Origin of the sequence: Anaeromyxobacter dehalogenans 2CP-1 (genome assembly GCF_000022145.1) — a bacterium.
GTDB classification, from domain to species: domain Bacteria; phylum Myxococcota; class Myxococcia; order Myxococcales; family Anaeromyxobacteraceae; genus Anaeromyxobacter; species Anaeromyxobacter dehalogenans.
Genome location: NC_011891.1, coordinates 993,568 through 1,013,406, shown reverse-complemented (window position 1 = coordinate 1,013,406; position 19,839 = coordinate 993,568). Strand labels below are relative to the sequence as shown.

The following is a 19,839-nucleotide window of genomic DNA, read 5'->3' as shown; positions in this document are numbered from 1 at the left end:
CGACGCTCCCTTCCAGCGACATGCCCACGGCGCTTCTGCGCGGTGATCGGAACGCTCCGAAGCTCCTGGGCATCATCCGACGCTCCCCTCGAGCGACATGCCCAGGAGCTTCTGCGCTTCCACGGCGAACTCCATGGGCAGCTCCTTCAGCACCTGCTTCGCGAAGCCGTTCACGATCATCGAGACCGCGTCCTCGTCGGAGATGCCGCGCTGCCGGCAGTAGAAGAGCTGGTCGTCGCTGATCTTCGAGGTGGTGGCCTCGTGCTCGACCTTGGCGGTCGGGTTGCGCACCTCGATGTACGGGAACGTGTGGGCGCCGCAGCGGTCGCCGATGAGCAGCGAGTCGCACTGCGAGTAGTTCCGCGCGCCGGTGGCGCCCTTCATCATCTTCACCAGGCCGCGGTAGGTGTTCTGCCCGCGCCCGGCGCTGATGCCCTTCGAGATGATGGTCGAGCGGGTGTCGCGCCCGATGTGGATCATCTTGGTGCCGGTGTCCGCCTGCTGGCGGTGGTTGGTGAGCGCCACCGAGTAGAACTCGCCCACCGACTCGTCGCCCTGCAGGATGCACGACGGGTACTTCCAGGTGATGGCCGAGCCGGTCTCCACCTGCGTCCAGCTGATCTTCGCCTTGCGCATGGCCTTGCCGCGCTTGGTGACGAAGTTGAAGATGCCGCCGCGCCCCTCGGCGTCGCCGGGGTACCAGTTCTGCACGGTCGAGTACTTGACGTGCGCGCCGTCGAGCGCGACCAGCTCGACCACCGCGGCGTGGAGCTGGTTCTCGTCGCGCATGGGCGCGGTGCAGCCTTCCAGGTACGACACGTACCCGCCCTCGTCGGCGACGATGAGCGTGCGCTCGAACTGGCCGGTGTCCTTCGCGTTGATGCGGAAGTAGGTGGACAGCTCCATCGGGCAGCGCACGCCCTTCGGCACGTAGACGAACGAGCCGTCGGAGAACACCGCGCTGTTCAGCGCCGCGAAGTAGTTGTCGGTCGAGGGGACCACCGAGCCGAGGTACCTCTCGACCAGCTCCGGGTGCTCGCGCACCGCCTCGGAGAACGAGCAGAACACGATGCCGAGGTCGGCGAGCTTCTTCTTGTAGGTGGTGGCGACCGAGACCGAGTCGAACACCGCGTCCACCGCCACGCCGGCGAGGCGCATCTGCTCCTCGAGCGGGATGCCCAGCTTCGCGAACGCGCGCTTCAGCTCGGGATCGACCTCGTCCATGGAGCCGAGCGCCTTCTTCTGCTTGGGCGCGGAGTAGTAGACGATGTCCTGGTAGTCGATCTTCGGGTAGTGGACGTTCGCCCAGGTCGGCTCCTCCATCGCGAGCCAGCGACGGTACGCCTCCAGGCGCCACTCGAGCATGAACCTCGGCTCGCCCTTCTTCGCCGAGATGAGGCGGATGACGTCCTCGGACAGGCCCTTCGGGACCTTGTCCTCCTCGATGTCGGTGACGAAGCCGTACCGGTACTTCTGCTCGGTCAGCTCCTTCAGCTGCTCCGCGGTGCTCATGAGACGTGGGCTCCCAGGGTGACGACGTCCACGGTGTCGGCGTTCTTCGGGTCGTTGGAGTGCTGCAGGACGATGGACGAGAGCGGCAGCCCTCGCAGCGCGCCCTGGATGGCGCGGGAGACGGGGTCCCAGCTCGCCTTGGCCGGGCAGGTCGCCTCGAGGCCGCACGCGTCGGGCTGCGCGCCGGGCTCCACGCACGAGGTGAGCGCGATGGGGCCCTCCAGCGCCTCGACGATCTCCGCGATGGAGATGGCGTCGGCCGGCCGGGCGAGCCCGTAGCCGCCGTGCCGCCCGCGGTGCGAGAGCACGAGCCCCGCCTTCGACAGCTCCTTGCAGAGCTTGGAGACCGTCGGGAGCGGGACCTTGGAGCGCTCGGCGAGATCCTGGGCGGTGAGGGTGCCCTCCCCCGCCCTCGCCAGGTTCGCGAGGATCACGATCGCGTAGTCGGTGAGCTTCGACAGCCTGATCATCGATCGGCCTCCGCGGGCCGGAGCGGGCGCTCACGGCGTGCGCGCCACGTGCGCGCACCCGGTGAGAGCCATCATGGACCGAAACAGTCCAGATACCCATTCATTTAACGGGCGGGGCCGCGGATGCATGCCTATCGGGCCAGGGAAAGCCCCGACGAGGTAACCGGCCGACGGAACTAGGGTTCCGGGTAGGTGCCGCGGTGCAGCGGCCCGTCCACCGAGCGGCCGGCCACGTCGAGGTACAGGTGGTCGGAGACGATGGTGAGGGCGGCCTTCAGCCGGCGGTCCTCGTGCGCCCCGAGCGCCCCGAGCAAGTCGGGATCTACTGCGGCCAGCTCCGCACGCGCCAGGCGATCGAGCCGGAGCTTCCGGGCTTCCTGGAGGAAGGCCTCCATCGTGCGCGGTCCCTCGAACAGGACCGCCACGCGCGCGCCCGCGTTCTGGGACACGTCGCGCACCACCCGCTCCGGCGACGGCCGTCCGACGCGCACCAGGAGCGCGGCGCGCCCGTCCGGCTGGAGCGCCAGCACGTCGGCCGCGTCCGGCTCGCACAGCCCGGGCCCGAGCGCGATGCCCTCCTCCCACTGCCAGGCGAGCGCCAGCGCCCGCAGCCAGACCCGCTCCATCGTCTCCGAGGGGTGGCGCGCGATGCGCAGGGACAGGGCGCGCTCCACGCCACGATCGACGTGCGCGAGCTGGAGGTCGAGCTGGTGGAGGGTGGAGGGGAGCGCCATGGGCCGCAGTGATGGCGGAAAGCGCGCCGGAACGCCAGCCGGGACGCCACGGAGGCGGATCGCCCGGGCGCGGGGTGGGAGGGTCGCCCACGTTCCGCGGCCGGCATGCGCGGCGCTATCCTGCCGCACCCCATGCTCCCGCCCTCGCGTTCCCTCCTGCTCGCGCTCGCGCTCGCCGGCGCGCCCGCCGCGCGCGCCTCGGACGAGGTCCCGCTGCCGCCTCCGCCCGCGCCGGCCCGGCCGGCGGCCGCCGCCGCCGCGGACGACGTGCCGCTCCCCCCGCCTCCGCGCCTCGCGGCCCGGGCGACCCCGGCCCGCACGCCGTGGCTCGGGGTGTCGATCGACGCCGGCGCGCCGGAGGGGCTCACGCTCTCGCTGGCGTGGCGGCCGGTGCCGGCGCTGCGCGCGTTCGCGGGCCCGGCCTGGAACACCGCGGCGCCGGGGCTCCACGCCGGCCTCGCGCTCGTCCCCTGGCAGTGGGCGGTCTCGCCGGCGCTCTCGGTGGAGGGCGGGCGCTTCTTCGACGGCGACGTGTCACGCTACGTGAACGATGGCGTGCCGGACGGCATGAAGCCGCTGCTGAAGAAGGTCGGGTACGCCTGGGCCGCGGCGCACCTCGGGCTCGAGCTCGGCTCGCAGCGCGGCCTCGCGTTCTCGGTGCGCGGCGGGGTGGCCTGGGTCCGCGCGCAGGCGTCCGGCACCGCGGTCAGCGGCGATCCGGGCGGCACGCAGGTCACCTACCGCGACCCCCGCGTCACGGCGCTCATCCCGTCGGTGAAGCTCGGGCTCCAGTACTTCTTCTAGGACGTCCCATGCGCCCCGCCCGCCTCCGCACCCTCCCCGCCCTGCTCCTGCTCCTCGCCGCGTGCGGCCCGCTCGGCAAGGCCACCATCGAGGTGCCCGAGCTCCGGCTCACGCTCCCCTCGCAGCGGTTCCCCGCGTACCGCGGGGGCGGCGTGGGGAACTGCGGCCCGGGCTGCCTCTCGACCGACCTCGGCTACGATCTCGGGGCCGAGGTGGACCGCCTCTCGGATCCGGCGGTCGACTCCCGGCTCTGGCTGGAGCAGGTCGACCTCGCGCTCGCGGCCGGGTCGGGCACCGACCTGCGCGGCCTCGCGGCGGTGGTCCTCTCGGTCTACCCGCCGGCGGGCGGCGCGCCGGTGCCGATCGCCCGCTACGACCGCCCGTCGGGCGCCGTGCCCACCGCCATCGCCGTGCCCACCGCCATCGCGGTGACGGGGGCGCCGGGCGTGGACCTGGCGCGCTACCTGGACGCCGGCGTGCTGCGGGTGCGGGCGGAGCTCACCTACGACGCGCCCACCCCGGCGTTCGACGCCGACGTGTCCGCCCGGTTCCGCCTGGAGATGGAGCTCGACGCCTCCCAGCTGCTATGAGCGGTGCGCGCGCACCAGCGCGAGCAGCGCGGCGCCGAACTCCTCCAGCTTGCGCGGCCCGACGCCCTTCACGTCCAGCAGCGCGTCCTCGGCGGCGGGGCGCTGGAGCGCGATCTCCGCCAGCGTCGCGTCGGAGAACACCACGTAGGCCGGGACGCCGCGCTCCTTCGCCTCGCCGGCGCGCCAGGCGCGGAGCGCCTCGAACAGCTCCACGTCCGCCTCGGCGGTCTCGACCGGCTCGGCGCGCGTCCGCCCCCGGCCCGCCCCCTCGCGGCGCGCGCGCTCGCCGCCCCGCCGCTCGCGGGCGCCGCGCGGCAGCGCCGGCGCCGAGGCGAGCACGTCCTCGCCGGTGCACCGGTCGCAGGCGTCGCCGCAGGGGTCGATCCGCTCCCCGAACCAGCCCACCAGCCGCTCGTGCCGGCAGCCGTCCTCGTCGGCCAGGCGGAACATGGAGCGCGCCATGCGCCGCTGCACCTCGGCGACCTCCGGCTCGGCGTCGTCGAGGAGCCGGTCCCAGCTCATCACGTCGGCCCACGAGTAGAAGAGCACGCAGTCGCTCTGCGCGCCGTCGCGGCCGGCGCGGCCGATCTCCTGGTAGTACGCCTCGACGGAGCGCGGCAGGTCGCGGTGGATGACGAAGCGGATGTCCGGCTTGTCGATCCCCATGCCGAACGCCACCGTCGCCACGACCACCTCGAGCGCGCCGGACTGGAACTCGTCCTGCACCCGCGCGCGCACGTCCGGCTCGAGGCCGGCGTGGTACGCGCCGGCGCGCACCCCGTGGTCGCGGAGCAGCTCGGCGGTCTCCTCCACCGACCGCCGGGAGAGCGCGTACACGATGCCGCTCTGCCCGCGGCGCGCGCGCACCAGGCGCAGCAGCGCGTCGCGGGTGCGCACCCCCTCGCCCTTCTTCACCGCGGAGATGCGCAGGTTGCGGCGGAGGAACGAGCCGCGGACGACCAGCGGGTCGGCCATGCCGAGCTGGCCGGCGATGTCGCGCACCACCTCGCGGGTGGCGGTGGCGGTGAGCGCCAGCACCGGCGCGCGGAAGCGGGCCTTCAGCCCGGCCAGGTTGCGGTAGGCGGGGCGGAAGTCGTGGCCCCAGTGGCTGATGCAGTGGGCCTCGTCCACCGCGATGAGCGAGAGCGCGGTGCCCTCCAGCGCGTCGCCGACGGACGCCTCCAGCCCCTCGGGCGCCGCGTAGAGCAGCTCCAGCTCGCCGCGCCGGAGCGCCCGGACCCGCTCGCGCCGCTCCTCCGGCGAGAGCGTCGAGTTGAGGAACGCGGAGCGCAGGCCCACCCGCGCCATGGCGTCCACCTGGTCCTTCATGAGCGCGATGAGCGGCGAGACGACGAGCGTGGTCCCGCCCAGCAGCCGCGCCGGGATCTGGTAGGTGAGCGACTTGCCGGCGCCGGTGGGCATGACGCCGATGCAGTCGCGCCCGGCCACCACCGCGTCCACGATCTCCTGCTGGCCGGGGCGGAAGGCGGCGTGGCCGAACACCTCCTGCAGCAGGGCCCGGGCCGCGCCGGGCGCGGGCGGCGCGGCCGCCGGGGCGCGGGCCAGCGCGACGGCCACCGCGCGCAGCCGCTCCACCGTGTCCGGCCCGAACAGCGCCGGCGCCTCGCGCCACCGCTCCCGCAGCGCCTCGAGCCGCTCCGCGCAGCGCCGTCGCGCCGCCGGATCCGCCGGCGCGTCCACCTCGGCCGCGCGGGCGAGATCCCGGACCTCGTCCTCCACCTCCCGGAGCGCGGGGGCGCGGCTGTCGGCGTCGCTGGCCAAGTCCGGCGGAATCTAGACGAGCCCGGCCGTTTGTGGAACGGGCCGCGAGGCGAATCTCGCGCGGGACCGACTCCAGCGGGGCGGGTCACGGAGACGTCCGCTCCGGTGTTTCCGGGGGCCCTGCGTTCGCTCGAAGCCGGGGGGCCGTGGGTGCGGGTCCTCGTGTGCGCTCCCGCCCTCGCCCGCTCCCGCGACGTGGAGAAGGAATGCTCGGCGCGGGGCTTCGGTCGTAGGACGCGCGCGGATCGCGTCCGATACACCTGGGCGCGCTCGCGAACTCGGCCGCGCGTATCGCTGGCGCGACGCGCGGCCTCAGACACGCTCGCCGCGCACGCCGGCTGGATACGCGCGCGAGAGGGGGCGTCGCGGGCTGCGCCTGCGCTGACAGTCGCGGTCGCGGGCGAGGGCGTACGCGCTGCGGACGGGAAGCGTACTGGCGGCTTCGAGGGGCACCGGTCGAAGGGGCCGGGCGCGCGGGTCCTCACCACGCCTCCCATCCACGTCAGGCCGCCACCGGAGTCGGTCCGGGCGGTCGCGCCGGCGCGCAGCGAAGCAAGCCCACGGCACGTCCCCAGGATCCGAGACCTGCACCGCCGTGGACAGCCGCTGCGCTGCCCACCGGATCCGCCGTCGCGGCGCCGCACGCGCGGCTGGCCCGTCCGGTGCGTCGGCTTGCACGATCCCACGGGCCCGGTTCCGGCGATCCATCCAACGTCACTGGCCTTGCGGAGCGAGCACCGCCGCGAGCGCCCGGAACCGCCGACCTGGCGGCCCGTCTCCAGGACAGGGCCCGCTGGACGTAGCCCTGCGTCCGAACAGGTCGGCAACCCGCCCACGAACGACGACGGGCGCGGCCCCGGAGGACCGCGCCCGCGAAGCGCTTCGACGACGAGTCGCGGACTACTTCGCGACCTTGGCGTCCTCGACGATGACCGGGTACGCGTAGCCGGCGCCGAAGTCCTTGTCGACGCGGACGGTGCCCTTCACGGTCACCACCTCGCCGACCGAGGTGCGGTCGGTGGTCGTGACGGTGAGGTCGTTGTCCTTGCCGGCGGTGCCCGACCCGTCGCGCAGGTGCAGCCAGTTCTTGCCCATGATGCCCTCGTTGTACTTCACCACCTTGCCGCGGATGGTGACGGGCTTCTCCTTGAGCGTGACCTTCTGCGCGTGCACCTCGGCCACGGTGCGCGCGTCGGTGCCGCTGGCCTTCGGGACCTTCACCTCGCCGACCTCGGTCGGGCCCGCCGCGGCGGCCGCGTGCTGCGCCGCCATGTCGGGCTGGGCGCCGCCGCCCATGCCGCCGCCCATGCCCGGGGGCATGCCGGCCGGCGCCGCGCCGCCCATGCCGGGCATGCCGGCGGGCGCGGCCGCGGCCTCGCCGCCGCCGAGCGTGCCGAAGTAGACCACGTCGAACTTGCGCTGCAGCGTCTTCGACTCGAAGCCGTTCATCGGCATGGCGCCGACGATCGAGACCTCGGCGCCGACCTTCACGTCCGACTGCGGGACGGCGGCCCAGGCCTCGCCGCTGGCGGTCTGCAGCTTGAGGTAGACGTACGGAGGCGCGTCGAGGCGCTCGAGGACCTTGCCCGCCACGGGCGCGGCCGCGGGCGCGCCGGCCGGCTGGGCGGCGGCGGGCTGCTGCGGGGGCGGGGGCTGCTGCTTCTTGCATCCCGCCACGGCGAGCGCGGAGAGCAGGACGACCGACAGACGACGCATGTGAAGTGACCTCCGTGAATCGAGATTTCGCGTTCCCCCGGTCTGAGGGCGCCGTAGCATAAACCCAAGCCGGGCCGAATTCGATCCCGAAAAGCTCCGGATGGGGCGTCCACCGGAGGTGGGAGGCGGGGGCCCGCCCGCTCAGCCCCTCAGCTTGTAGCCGGACCGGAGGAGCGCGTACGCGCCGCCCACCGAGATCGCGGCCAGCAGCGCCAGCATCGCCGCCCCCACCCATGGAGCGGCGTCGGAGATCCCGAGCATCCCGAACCGCACCCCGTCCACCATGTAGAAGATCGGGTTGAGCGCGGTGAGCCGCCGGAGCGCCGGCGGGAGCATCTCGATCGAGTAGAAGACGCCGCCCAGGAACGTGAGCGGCGTGATGAAGAACGTCGGGAAGAAGTTCACCTGCTCGAACGTGCTGGCCCAGATGGCCGTGACGACGCCGAGCGCGGCGAACACGACCGCGACGAGCACCAGCAGCGCCACCGCCGTGAGCGGGTGCGCGAGCTGGAACCCACCGAACAGGCCGGCCACCACCCACATCACCCCGCCCACCAGGATGCCGCGCACCACCGCCGCGCCCATGAAGCCGGCCAGCACCTCGCCGTAGGAGAGCGGCGAGACGAGCAGGTCCACCATGGTGCCCTGCAGCTTCATCACGAACAGCGACGAGGCGCTGTTGAGGTAGGCGTTCGTGACCACGCCCAGCGTCACCAGGCCGGGCACGATGAAGCGCGCGTAGGGCACGCCCTCGACGTCGGCGAGGCGGGCGCCCAGCGAGTAGCCGAACACCACGAAGTAGAGCGTGGTGGTCACGAGCGGCGAGAGCAGGGTCTGCCCCGGTACGCGCAGGAACCGGCGCACCTCCTTCGCGAACAGCGTCCGCAGTCCCAGGGAGATCATCGGTCCCCCCGCGCCTGTCCACCGGCCAGGAGCCGGACGAACACGTCCTCGAGCGTGGTGCGCCGGGTCTCCACGTCCTTCACCCCCAGGCCTGCCGCGGCCGCGGCGCGCAGCGCCGGGCCGAACCCCTCGCCGGCCGGTACCTCCACCGCCACCGCCGCGCCGCCCTCCTCCAGCTTGCCGCCCAGCGCCGCCAGCGAGGGCGGGACCACCGCGCGCGGCACGTCCAGCACCAGCCGCAGCGTCTTCGCGCCGTGCTGGCGGAGCAGCTCGGCCTTGCCCTCCAGCGCCAGGAGGCGGCCGCGGTCGATCACGCCCACGCGGTCGGCCAGCTCCTCCGCCTCCTCGAGGTAGTGCGTGGTGAGGACCACCGTGGTCCCGCGGGCGCGCAGCGTGCGCACGTACTCCCAGAGCGAACGGCGCAGCTCGACGTCCACCCCGGCGGTGGGCTCGTCCAGGAACAGGACCTTCGGGTCGTGCACCAGCGCCTTGCCGATGAGGAGGCGGCGCTTCATGCCGCCGGAGAGCGCGCGGCTGTTCACGCTGCGCTTCCCGAGCAGGTCGAGCGCGCGGAGGATCTCCACCAGCCGCTCCTCGGCGAGCGGCACGCCGAAGTAGCCGGCCTGGATGCGGAGCGTCTCCTCCACCGTGAAGAACGGGTCGAAGTTGATCTCCTGCGGGACGAGGCCGATGGCGCGGCGGGTGTCGCGGTAGTCGCGCACCACGTCCTTGCCCAGCACGCGCACCTCGCCCTCGGTGGCCCGGAGCAGGCCGGAGATGATCGAGATGAGGGTGGTCTTGCCGGCGCCGTTCGGGCCGAGCAGGGCGAAGATCTCGCCGGCGCGGATCTCGAGGTCCACGCGCTCCAGCGCGGTCAGCCCGCCGAACTGCTTGCGGACCCCGCGGATCTCCACGACGGGTTCCATGGGTCGCGCGAATCTAGCGTGACCCGCGGGCGTCCGCTCGACTTCCTGCATGCGCGTCCGTGCGCCGCCCGTGCGCAGGAACGCCGCCCGTCGTATGGTGGTCGCGGCGAGCCGCCCCGCCCCCCGACGGATCGAGCAGATGCCACCGCCCGGCCACGACCAGATCCAGCGCGAGGAGCTGTCCCGGCTGTTCGGGCAGCTCGTCGGCGCGCGCCTGCTGCTGGTGCCGCTGCTGGTCGGCACGGGCGCCTGGATCGCCTGGGAGGAGCCGGCGGGGTGGCGGCGCGCGCTGCTCGGCGGCCTGCTGGTGCCGGTCTCGGCGTTCTTCATCGTCGAGTACGCCCGCTTCCGGCGGCGCGGCGGCCTCGCGCCCGGCCAGGTCCGGCTCAACCTCTCGGTGGCGGTGATCGCGCAGATGCTGCTCACCGCGGCGACGGGCGGCCTCCAGAGCCCGTTCGTCTACGTGTCGGTGCTCCTGGCGGTGATCGTGAACGTGTTCGTCCGCCCGCCGGTGTCCTCCTGGCTCACCGCGTTCCAGGTGGTGGCCGTCTGGGCGCTCGCCGGGGTCGGCGCCGCCGGCGCGGCACCGCTCGAGATCGAGCTCCTCGGCGGGGCGGCGCGGCGGGCGGTGCCGGTGGGGCTGTGGCTGCACGCGGCGCTCCTCACCGTCGTGCTGGTGGCGATCGCCTTCGCCGGACGGGCCGGCCGCAAGGTGTTCGAGGCCATCATCCGGCGCGCGCTCGCCGCGCAGCAGGACTCGCTCCGCGCCTACGCCGAGCGCGCCGAAGAGCTGACCGCCCTCTCCGGCGAGATCGCGCACGAGCTGAAGAACCCGCTCGCCAGCGTGAAGGGGCTGGCCGGCCTGCTCGCGCAGGGGGTCGGCCCGGGCAAGCCCACCGAGCGGCTCGCGGTGCTCCGCCAGGAGGTGGACCGGATGCAGACCATCCTGGACGGCTTCCTCAACTTCTCCCGGCCGCTCGTGCCGCTCGTGCTCGACGACTGCGACGTGGCCGCGCTGGCGCGCGAGGTCGCGGCGCTGCACGAGGGGCTGGCGCGCGAGCGCGGCGTGGCGCTCGAGGCGCGCGGCGCCGGGGTCCGCGCGCGCTGCGATCCACGCAAGGTGAAGCAGATCCTGGTGAACCTGGTGCAGAACGCGCTCGACGCGAGCCCGGCGGACGCCGCGGTGGAGCTGGTGGCGACGCCGGTGCGCGGCGGCGGGGCGCGCATCCTCGTGCAGGACCGCGGCCCGGGGCTCGACCCCGCGGTGCGCGACGCCGCGTTCTCGCCCGGCTTCACCACCAAGGCGAGCGGCTCCGGGCTGGGCCTCACCATCGCCCGGTCGCTGGCGCGGCAGCACGGCGGCGACCTGGTCCTCTCCCCGCGCACGGGCGGCGGGATGGTGGCCGAGCTCACCCTGCCCGCGACCCCCGCCGGCGCGGGGACGGGAGCGCTGGCATGAGCGAGCAGCCGGAGCGGCGCGGCGGGGCGCGGGTGCTGGTGGTGGACGACGATCCGGGCGTCCGCTACACGCTGCGCGAGATCCTCGCGTCGGAGGGGCTGGAGGTGGAGGAGGCGACCGACGGCGAGGCGGCGCTGGAGAAGCTCGGCGCGCAGCCGTGCCCGCTCGTGCTCACCGACCTGCGCATGCCGCGCCTGGACGGCATGGCGCTGCTCCGCAAGATCACCGCCGGCCACCCGGCCACGCGCGTGGTGGTGATCACCGCGCACGGCTCGGAGCGGCAGGCGGTCGAGGCGGTGAAGGCCGGCGCCTACGACTACTTCAAGAAGCCGTTCGAGACCGAGGAGCTGCTGGCCGTGGTGCGCCGCGCGGTCGAGGCGCTGCGGCTCGCCGACGAGAACGAGCGGCTGGCCGGCGAGCTGGCCCTGTCGCGGTCGATGGTGTTCTCCTCGGAGGCCATGCGCCGGCTGGCGGTGCTGGTGGGCCGGGTGGCGCCGCGCGACGTCACCGTGCTCATCACCGGCGAGAGCGGCACCGGCAAGGAGCGCGTCGCCGAGGCCATCGTGCGCGCGTCGCGCCGGGCCGGCGGGCCGTTCGTCCGGTTCAACTGCGCCGCGCTCTCGCCGGAGCTGGCCGAGGCCGAGCTGTTCGGCCACGTGAAGGGCGCGTTCACCGGGGCGGTGCGGTCGCGGCCCGGCCTGTTCGGCGAGGCCGATGGCGGGACCATCCTGCTCGACGAGGTGGGCGAGCTGGCGGCGCCGGCGCAGGGGAAGCTCCTGCGCGTGCTGCAGGAGGGCGAGGTCCGGCCGGTGGGCGACGAGAAGGCGCGCACCGTGGACGTGCGGGTCATCGCCGCCACGCACCGCGACCTGCAGGAGCTGGTGCGCGCCGGCCGTTTCCGCGAGGACCTCTACTACCGGCTCGACGTGGTCCACCTCTCCATCCCGCCGCTCCGCGACCGCCCCGAGGACATCCCGGTGCTGGCGCGCCACTTCCTGGAGCGCTTCGCCGATCGCTTCGGCGCGTCGCCGCTGCACGTGCCGCCGGCGCTGTTCGACCGCCTGGCGGCGCACCGCTGGCCGGGCAACGTGCGCGAGCTGGAGAACGCCATCGAGGGGCTGGTGGCGCTCTCGCCGCCGGACGGCCTCGACCTGTCGCTCCTGCCGGGCGAGCCCGCCGCCGGCTCGCCCGAGGCGCCGGCGGAGGAGAGCACGCCGCTCCCGCTCAAGCAGCGCGTCGAGGCGTACGAGCGCGGGCTCATCGTGGACGCGCTGCGCGCCGCGCGCGGGAACCGGAGCGAGGCGGCGCGCCGGCTGGGCATGTCGCGCGTCACGCTGCACGACAAGCTCCGCAAGTACGGGCTCGCCGGGGGCGACGAGGAGGCGGGCGAGCGCTAGCGCTGGTGGCGCCCACCTCGCGGGCGCGCGCGCGTGCCCCAACTTCCCTCCCCGCCGGAGGCGCCGCCGGGCGCGCGCGCGCCGCATCGTGCCGGTGATGGCGCCTGCCCTCACCCTCGCCGCCGTGCTCCTCGCCGCCCAGCCGGCCGGCGAGCTGCGCGTCCCCGACCTCCGGCCGCCCGCGCCCGAGACGCTCCCGGGCGGCGTGCGCGTCCTCGATCGCGGCCCGTTCGGCACCGGGGAGCTGGCCGGCTCGGGCGCCGGGCTGCTGCTGGGCGACGCGGCGGTGATCGCGGCCACCTACGCCACGTTCAAGCTCTTCACCACCGGCACCGTCTCGGCGTCGGTGGGCAACTTCCGGCGGGCCGCGTTCGGGCTCGCGGCGGTCACGCTGTTCGTGCCGCCGCTCGGCGCGGTGCTGGGCGGGATGCTCGGGCGCAACGGGCCGTCGGCGGGGAGCGCGTGGAAGGCGTTCGCGCTCTCGCTGGTGGGGCACGCCGCGGCGCTCCTGGTGGGCTACCTCGCCGCGCCGGCCTACTGGGCGGTGCTGCCGGTCCAGCTCGCCACCATGACCACCGGGACCTCGGTGGGGCTGCACTGGGGCCCCCGGGCGCGGACGCTCGACGCGCGCGACGCGCCGCGGCCGGGCGGCGGCGACCAGGCCGTGGCGGCGGCGCCGGTGGCGTTCCGCGGCCCGCCGGTCTGCCCCGACCCCGGCGCCTGACCTCCGGCGCCCGCCCGCCGTCGGCGGTTCGCCCGGCACGCGCCCCTGCCGCGACCTGGGCAGGATTCACCGAGAGGGGTTATGTTGCGCGCGCCCGAAACGGCCCTTGGAGGGTGGCACCGATGTCGAACGGCGCTTTCCGCATCCCCGATCCCCGCAACGAGCCGGTCCTCTCCTACGCGCCCGGCACCCCCGAGCGCGCCGCGCTGAAGGCGCGCCTCGCCGAGCTGTCCTCGCGGGAGATCGAGATCCCGCTGGTCATCGGCGGGCGCGAGGTGCGCACGGGGCGCATCGCCGAGGTGCGCGTGCCGCACCGCCACGGCCAGCGCCTGGCGCGCTTCCACCAGGCCGGGCCCGCCGAGGTCCAGGCCGCCATCGAGGCGGCGCTCGAGGCGCGCAAGACCTGGTCCGCCATGCCGCCGCACGATCGCGCCGCCGTGCTGCTCAAGGCCGCCGACCTGCTGGCCGGCCCGTGGCGCCAGACGCTGAACGCCGCCACCATGCTGGGCCAGTCGAAGACGCCCTACCAGGCGGAGATCGACTCCGCCTGCGAGATCATCGACTTCTGGCGCTGGAACCCGCACTTCATGGAGCGGATGCACCACGACCAGCCGGTCTCGCCGCCCGGCCAGTGGAACCGCACCGAGTACCGCGCGCTGGAGGGCTTCGTCTTCGCGGTCACGCCCTTCAACTTCACCTCCATCGCGGCGAACCTGCCCACCGCGCCGGCGCTCATGGGCAACACGGTGGTGTGGAAGCCGGCCTCGAGCGCGATCTACTCGGCCTGGCACGTGATGAAGGTGCTGGAGGCGGCCGGCCTGCCCCCCGGCGTCATCAACTTCGTGCCCGGCCCCGGCCGCGCGGTGGGCGATCCCGCGCTCGGCAGCGCCGACCTCGCCGGGCTGCACTTCACCGGCTCGACCGGCGTGTTCCAGCAGATGTGGCGCACCATCGGCGAGAACCTGCCGCGCTACCACGGGTACCCGCGCATCGTGGGCGAGACCGGCGGCAAGGACTTCGTGTTCGTGCACCCCTCCGCCGACGTGGACGCGTCCGCCACCGCGCTCGTCCGCGGCGCGTTCGAGTACCAGGGCCAGAAGTGCTCGGCCGCCTCGCGCGCCTACGTGCCGGAGAGCCTCTGGCCGCAGCTCCGCGAGCGGCTGCTCGGCATGGTGGCCGAGATCAAGATGGGCGAGGTGGAGGACTTCACCACGTTCATGGGCGCGGTCATCGACCGCGGTGCGTTCGACTCGATCCGCAAGCACATCGGCGTGGCGCGCGCGTCGTCCCAGGCCAAGATCCTGGCGGGCGGCGGCTGCGACGACTCGAAGGGCTTCTTCGTCGAGCCCACCGTCATCGAGACGGTGAACCCGCACTTCAAGCTCATGGAGGAGGAGATCTTCGGGCCGGTGCTGACCGTGTACGTCTACGCGGACATCCGCCTCGACGAGGCGCTCGAGCTCTGCTCCACCACGTCGCCGTACGGGCTCACCGGCGCGATCTTCGCCCGCGATCGCGACGCGGTGGCCGACCTCACCCGGCGCCTCGCCGACACGGCCGGCAACTTCTACGTGAACGACAAGCCGACCGGCGCGGTGGTCGGCCAGCAGCCGTTCGGCGGCGCGCGCGCCTCCGGCACCAACGACAAGGCCGGCAGCATCGCGAACCTGTACCGCTGGGTCTCGATTCGCTCGATCAAGGAGACGTTCGACCCGGCGGTCCGCTTCGAGTACCCGTACATGCGCGAGAGGTAGCGCGGCGCGGACCGGCCGGGCTTGTCCCGGCGCCGGCTTCGGGCTACTTCCTCGCCCCCGTGAGCCTCGTCTCCGCCAGCCGGCTGTCGCTCGCGTACGGCCCCAAGGTCCTGTTCGACCGCGCCGCCTTCTCCATCGGGCCGCACGATCGCATCGGGCTGGTGGGCGCGAACGGCACCGGCAAGTCCTCGCTGCTGCGCATCCTGGCCGGCCAGATCGCGGCGGACGAGGGGGACCTGGTGTTCCGCCGCGGCGCGCGGGTGGGCTACCTGCCGCAGGACGTGTCGGAGCTGGCGGACCTGCCGCTGGTCGACGCGGTGCTCGCCACCGTGCCCGGGCGCGCCGCGCTCGAGGACCGGCTGGCCGGCGCCGAGGCCGCGCTCGCCGCGGCGGCCACGGCCGAGGAGCAGCTCGAGCAGTCGCAGGCGCTCGCCGAGCTGCACGAGGAGCTGGACCACTTCGAGGAGCACTACGGCCGGCGCCGGGCCGAGCGGATCCTCTCGGGCCTGGGCTTCCGGCCCGGCGACCTGGACCGCCCCGCCCGCACCTTCTCCGGCGGCTGGAAGATGCGCGCGGCGCTGGCCGGGCTCCTGCTGCAGGCCCCCGACCTGCTGCTGCTCGACGAGCCCACCAACCACCTCGACGTGCCGACGCTCACCTGGTTCGACGCGTTCCTGCGCGGCACGCGCAAGGCGGTGGTGCTCATCTCGCACGACCGCGACTTCCTGAACCGGCAGATCGACCGGGTGCTGGCGCTCGAGCCGGAGGGGCTGCGCGCGTACGCCGGGAACCACGACGACTACCGCCGCCAGCGGGCCGAGGAGGAGGAGCGGCTGCTCGCGCAGGCGGAGCGGCAGGAGGCGAAGCGCGCCCAGCTCGAGGCCTTCATCGAGCGGTTCGGCGCGAAGGCCACCAAGGCGCGGCAGGCGAAGTCGAAGGAGAAGCTGCTCGAGAAGATGGAGGAGGTGCAGGTCCTCGAGCACCGCGCCACGCTGCGCTTCCGGTTCGCCGAGGCGCCGCGCTCCGGGCGCGAGGTGCTGCGGCTCGAGGGCGTGCGCAAGGCGTTCGGGCCGCGGGTGGTCTACCGCTCGCTCGACGCGGCCATCCAGCGCGGCGAGCGGGTGGGCGTGATCGGGCCGAACGGCGCGGGCAAGTCCACGCTGCTGAAGCTGGTGGCGGGCGAGCTCGCGCCGGACGGCGGCGAGGTGAAGCTCGGCCACGGCGTGCTCGCCGGCTACTACGCCCAGCACCACTTCGAGCGGCCCGAGCACCCGGAGGACGCCGCCGGCGCCATGCGCACGTTCGGCACGCTCGACCCGGACCGCACCGTGCTCGACACGCTCTGGGACCTCGTGCCGGACCGCGGCGAGGCCTACGTGCGCAGCGTGGCCGGGTCGTTCCTGTTCTCCGGCGACGACGTGGAGAAGCGGGTGGGCGTGCTCTCCGGCGGGGAGCGCGCGCGGGTGGCGCTCGCGAAGCTCCTGCTCGTGCCGGCGAACCTGCTGGTCCTCGACGAGCCCACCAACCACCTCGACCTCGACTCCTCCGAGGCGCTCATCGACGCGCTGAAGGGCTACGACGGGACGCTCCTGTTCGTCTCGCACAACCGGAGCTTCCTGAACCAGCTCGCCACGGTGATCTGGGAGGTGAAGGACGGCGGGATCGTCCCCTGCCCGGGCAACCTCGACGACTGGCTGTACCACCAGCGCCAGCTCGAGGCGGCCGGCGCCGCCGACGGCGCCCCCGGGGCGGCGGGCGGCAAGGGCGGCGACGGGGCCGCGCGGGCCGCGCCGGCCAGCGAGAAGGAGCGGCGCCGCGCCGAGGCGGAGGCGCGCAACGCGCGCGCCCGCCGCGAGAAGCCGGTCCGCGACGAGATCGCCCGCCTCGAGGCGCGCATCGCCGAGCTGGAGCAGGACGAGAAGGAGACCACCGCCCGGCTCGCCGATCCGGCGCTGTACCAGGACTTCGCGCAGGCGAAGCCGCTCATCGAGCGGCAGGCCGCCGCCCGGTCCGAGCTGGAGACGCGCTACGCCGAGTGGGAAGCCGCCCAGGAGCGGCTCCAGGCGATGCAGGAGGGCTGAGCCGGAGACGGCGAAACCCCGCCCGCCCGCGGGCGCGCGGGCGAGCGGGGCGCAGGGAACCCCGTGATCCGTCGGGCTACTGCTTCGCCGCGGCGAGCGCGGCGTCGTAGTCGGGCTCCTGCCCGATCTCCGGGACGAGCTGCCGGTAGACGACCTTGTCGGACTCGTCGAGCACCACCACCGCGCGGGCGGTGAGGCCGGCCAGCGGGCCGTCCTGGAGCAGCACGCCGTAGTCCTTCGCCATGTGCTTCCCGCGGACGAGCGAGAGCGGGACCACGTTCTGCAGGCCCTCCGTGGTGCAGAAGCGCTTCTGCGCGAACGGCAGGTCGGCGGAGACGACCAGCACCACGGTGTTGGGGAGCTTGCCCGCGTTCTCGTTGAACTTGCGGGTGGAGGTCGCGCACACCGCGGTGTCGAGGCTGGGGACGATGTTCAGGATCTTCCGCTTGCCCTTCCACTCGGCCAGCGTGACGTCCTTCAGCTCGCCGGTGGTGAGGGTGAAGTCCGGCGCCTTGGCGCCGACGGCGGGCAGCTCGCCGTTCGTGTGGATCGGGTTCCCCTTCAGCGTCACCTGGGCCATGTCGGTCTCCTCGTGATGGCGGACGCGCCGCGCCCGCGTGGACGGTTCACTGCCGGTCATGAGCGCCGGGGCCTCGGCCCGCCGCGCCAGCCGGATTCGGATGCTCGGTGCCCCGAATCTAGTCCGGCTGCTGAACGCTCGCTTACCCGTTCGACGCCCGCAGCCCCTTCCGGGACCGCGGCGCGCACGGTCAGCCGCGCGGCAGGCCGCGCAGCAGCGGCGAGGGCGTGCCCGGCGCCGCGATCCAGAGCTGGTGGGCGGCCCGGGTCACGGCCACGTGGAGCCGGCGGCGCGCCTCGTCGGTCTCGGGGTAGGCGCGGGCGGTGGCGTCCGGCACCACCACGTAGTCGAACTCGAGCCCCTTCACGCCGTCGACGTCGGTGAGGTCCACCCCTGGACGGAACGTGAACGCGCCGTCGAGCGAGAGCCTCGCCTCCGGCATGTCGGCCAGCAGCCGGTGCAGGCTGCGCGCGACCTCGGGCCCGCTGCACACCACCGCGGCGGACGCGCCCGGCTCCCGCTCCACCAGGTCGCGCAGCGCGCCCGCCAGGAACAGGTGGGCGTGCGCCTCGGTGGGGAAGTCGAAGCGCGACACGGGGGCGCCGCGCCGGCCGGCGCGCGGCCGCTCCGGCGGGGCGATCGGCCCGAGCACGGCGTGGGCCAGCGCCGCGACCGGCTCCGGGCAGCGGTAGGTCGTCGCGAGGCGCACCGTGGCCGCCGCCGGCGCGCCGAGCGCGGCGAGCGCCTGCGGCCAGCCGGCGTAGGACGCGAAGGTCTGCTGGCTCTCGTCGCCCGCGAGCGTGACGCTGGTGCCGGCGAGGTGCCGCCCGAGCACGTGCAGCTCGAACAGCGTCACGTCCTCCGCCTCGTCCACCACCAGGTGCGCCGCCTTCCGCGCCGGCGCGCCCGCCCGGAGCGCCGCGAGGAACAGCAGGATGGGCAGGTCCTCGACGTCGAGCGTGCCGGCGGCGGCCTCGGGCGTGTCCTCGTCCACCGCCTTCCCGTCCAGCGTCTGGAGCCGCTCCGGGTCCACGCCCGCCAGCAGGTCCTCGGTCGAGGAGGAGAGCTGCAGCCGCGTGTGGCGGAGCGTCTCGTCGACGGCGGTCGCCGGCAGCGTCCCCGCGGCCGCCTTCACCACCGCCTCCAGGAACCCGCGATCGACGAACAGGTCGCCGAGCTCGCGGCGCAGCCGCGCCAGGGCCGGCCGCTCCCGGGCGACGTGCGGCCGGCGGCGGAGCAGCTCGTAGAGCGCCGGGTGGCGCTTCAGCCGGGCGACGAGCGGCGGCGTCTCCGGGAACAGGCGCGGCGGCGGGGCGCCGAACACGCTCTGGAACGCGCCGCGCGACCAGGACTCGAGCGTCCGGACCGGCGACCGCTCCAGGCCGAGCGGCTCGAGCAGCCGCGCCGCGAGCCGGGCCAGGCCGAGCTCCGGCACCACCACCTGCAGCCGCGCCGGCGGGAAGCGCCGCGGGTCCTCGAAGGCGATCCGGGCGAGCCGGTGCAGCGCGACGGTGGTCTTGCCGCTGCCGGCGGAGCCGAGCACGAGCAGCGGGCGGTCCGCGGGCGCGGCGACCGCCTCGTACTGGTCCGGATCGAGCAGCGCGGTGATGTCGGCCGGACCCGCGCGGCCGGCCGCGCCGGCGCCGGTCCCGAGCGCGCCGGCGCGCGCCGCCGACCCCGCCCCGCCGCCCAGCGCCGCCGCCTCGGCGGCCAGCGCCCGCCACCGCCCGCCCTCGCGCACCAGCGTCAGCGGGCCGGCCGCGATCCGGGTCAGCACCCCGCGCTCCACCACCACCACCCGCCGCGCCTCCACCGTGCCGGTGGCGACCCGGCCCGGGAACGCCTCCTCGAACTCCTCGCCCTCCCGGTAGCGATAGAAGATCCCGGCCACCGGCGCGAACCGCCAGTCCACCACGCGCACGCCGGCGGGCCGGTCCACGAACGTGTGGCGGCCGAGGAAGTAGTCGCGCCGCTCGCCGCCCTCGTGCACGCGCAGGTGCGCGAAGTACGGCGCGGCGGGGTCCGGGAGCTGGTCGGGGCGGACGCGCTCCATCACCGCGCGCAGGAGGCCCATCTCCTGGAAGACCGTGGGCAGGTCCTTGGGCGTCGCCTCCAGCGCCTCGTCGCGCAGGTCCCTCAGGCGCCCGACCAGATCGCCCTCCCCGCGCGCCGGCGCGAGCCGGGCCGCGAGCGCCCGCTGCACGGTGGCGAGGAGCGCCTCCTCCTCGGCCACGATGGCGCGCGCCGCCGCGGTGAGCGTGTCGCCCTCGAGAACGGGCGCCGGGCTGGCAGGGATCGCTCGCAAGCGGTCTAGCTTAAGCGGGCTCTCCGACGGGCGCACGACGCGCCCGCGCGCAGCGCTTGCGCGGCCGCGCGGCGCCGCCTGCCCACCGGAGCAGCACCGCTC

At 74.6% G+C, this 19,839-nt stretch carries 16 protein-coding genes; 7 read left to right on the top strand and 9 right to left on the bottom strand.

The features are described 5' to 3' along the window. Nucleotides 1-72: 72 nt before the first annotated feature. From sufB to A2CP1_RS04430, 3 genes are all read right to left on the bottom strand, one after another. Nucleotides 73-1,512 (bottom strand): Fe-S cluster assembly protein SufB, encoded by a 1,440-nt coding sequence (sufB, locus tag A2CP1_RS04440; RefSeq protein ID WP_012632251.1) that lies wholly within the window; start codon nt 1,510-1,512, stop codon nt 73-75. Next, nucleotides 1,509-1,982, bottom strand: a complete 474-nt coding sequence (locus A2CP1_RS04435; protein ID WP_012632250.1) for an SUF system Fe-S cluster assembly regulator — start codon at nt 1,980-1,982, stop codon at nt 1,509-1,511. The genes sufB and A2CP1_RS04435 overlap by 4 nt, the downstream gene beginning before the upstream one ends. A 176-nt stretch (nt 1,983-2,158) precedes the next feature. Then, nucleotides 2,159-2,716 (bottom strand): YaeQ family protein, encoded by a 558-nt coding sequence (locus A2CP1_RS04430; RefSeq protein WP_012632249.1) that lies wholly within the window; start codon nt 2,714-2,716, stop codon nt 2,159-2,161. Between the two features lie 132 nt (nt 2,717-2,848). Between A2CP1_RS04430 and A2CP1_RS04425 the strand changes: the two genes are divergently transcribed. After that, on the top strand, nt 2,849-3,520 hold the full coding sequence (locus A2CP1_RS04425; protein WP_041450430.1) for a hypothetical protein: 672 nt from the start codon (nt 2,849-2,851) through the stop codon (nt 3,518-3,520). A gap of 8 nt (nt 3,521-3,528) precedes the next feature. Next, nucleotides 3,529-4,110 (top strand): hypothetical protein, encoded by a 582-nt coding sequence (locus tag A2CP1_RS04420; protein ID WP_012632247.1) that lies wholly within the window; start codon nt 3,529-3,531, stop codon nt 4,108-4,110. On the opposite strand, the gene A2CP1_RS04415 is transcribed toward A2CP1_RS04420, so the two are convergent. The 4 genes from A2CP1_RS04415 to A2CP1_RS04400 all read right to left on the bottom strand — a co-directional run bounded on the left by A2CP1_RS04415 (nt 4,105) and on the right by A2CP1_RS04400 (nt 9,437). Then, the gene (locus A2CP1_RS04415; protein WP_012632246.1) at nt 4,105-5,892 is read right to left on the bottom strand and encodes a RecQ family ATP-dependent DNA helicase; all 1,788 of its coding nucleotides are present in this window, start codon (nt 5,890-5,892) and stop codon (nt 4,105-4,107) included. The genes A2CP1_RS04420 and A2CP1_RS04415 overlap by 6 nt on opposite strands. A 900-nt stretch (nt 5,893-6,792) precedes the next feature. Continuing rightward, the gene (locus tag A2CP1_RS04410; RefSeq protein WP_012632245.1) at nt 6,793-7,608 is read right to left on the bottom strand and encodes a hypothetical protein; all 816 of its coding nucleotides are present in this window, start codon (nt 7,606-7,608) and stop codon (nt 6,793-6,795) included. A 141-nt stretch (nt 7,609-7,749) separates the two neighbouring features. Beyond that, nucleotides 7,750-8,511 (bottom strand): ABC transporter permease, encoded by a 762-nt coding sequence (locus A2CP1_RS04405; RefSeq protein ID WP_012632244.1) that lies wholly within the window; start codon nt 8,509-8,511, stop codon nt 7,750-7,752. Next, complete coding sequence (locus tag A2CP1_RS04400) at nt 8,508-9,437, bottom strand: ABC transporter ATP-binding protein (protein ID WP_012632243.1); 930 nt, start codon at nt 9,435-9,437, stop codon at nt 8,508-8,510. Before A2CP1_RS04400 ends, A2CP1_RS04405 begins: the two co-directional genes overlap by 4 nt. Before the next feature lie 139 nt (nt 9,438-9,576). On the opposite strand from A2CP1_RS04400, the gene A2CP1_RS04395 reads away from it, so the two are divergent. From A2CP1_RS04395 to A2CP1_RS04375, 5 genes are all read left to right on the top strand, one after another. Continuing rightward, nucleotides 9,577-10,896 carry a sensor histidine kinase gene (locus A2CP1_RS04395; RefSeq protein WP_081444572.1) on the top strand — a complete coding sequence of 440 codons (1,320 nt, stop codon included), beginning with the start codon at nt 9,577-9,579 and terminating at the stop codon, nt 10,894-10,896. Further along, nucleotides 10,893-12,293, top strand: a complete 1,401-nt coding sequence (locus A2CP1_RS04390; protein WP_012632241.1) for a sigma-54-dependent transcriptional regulator — start codon at nt 10,893-10,895, stop codon at nt 12,291-12,293. The genes A2CP1_RS04395 and A2CP1_RS04390 overlap by 4 nt, the downstream gene beginning before the upstream one ends. Nucleotides 12,294-12,390: 97 nt before the next feature. Continuing rightward, nucleotides 12,391-13,017, top strand: a complete 627-nt coding sequence (locus tag A2CP1_RS04385) for a hypothetical protein (RefSeq protein WP_012632240.1) — start codon at nt 12,391-12,393, stop codon at nt 13,015-13,017. Nucleotides 13,018-13,139: 122 nt separating this feature from the next. After that, on the top strand, nt 13,140-14,771 hold the full coding sequence (gene pruA / locus A2CP1_RS04380) for an L-glutamate gamma-semialdehyde dehydrogenase (protein WP_012632239.1): 1,632 nt from the start codon (nt 13,140-13,142) through the stop codon (nt 14,769-14,771). A gap of 59 nt (nt 14,772-14,830) precedes the next feature. Beyond that, entirely contained in the window at nt 14,831-16,852 is a 2,022-nt protein-coding gene (locus A2CP1_RS04375; protein WP_012632238.1) for an ABC-F family ATP-binding cassette domain-containing protein, read from the top strand. A 76-nt stretch (nt 16,853-16,928) separates the two neighbouring features. Here the strand turns inward: A2CP1_RS04375 and tpx are convergent, their stop codons facing one another. Further along, nucleotides 16,929-17,492: a thiol peroxidase gene (gene tpx / locus A2CP1_RS04370; protein WP_280959886.1), complete on the bottom strand. Its 564-nt coding sequence runs from the start codon at nt 17,490-17,492 to the stop codon at nt 16,929-16,931. Between the two features lie 130 nt (nt 17,493-17,622). Beyond that, on the bottom strand, nt 17,623-19,737 hold the full coding sequence (locus A2CP1_RS04365) for an ATP-binding domain-containing protein (RefSeq protein ID WP_012632237.1): 2,115 nt from the start codon (nt 19,735-19,737) through the stop codon (nt 17,623-17,625). Between the last annotated feature and the right edge of the window lie 102 nt (nt 19,738-19,839).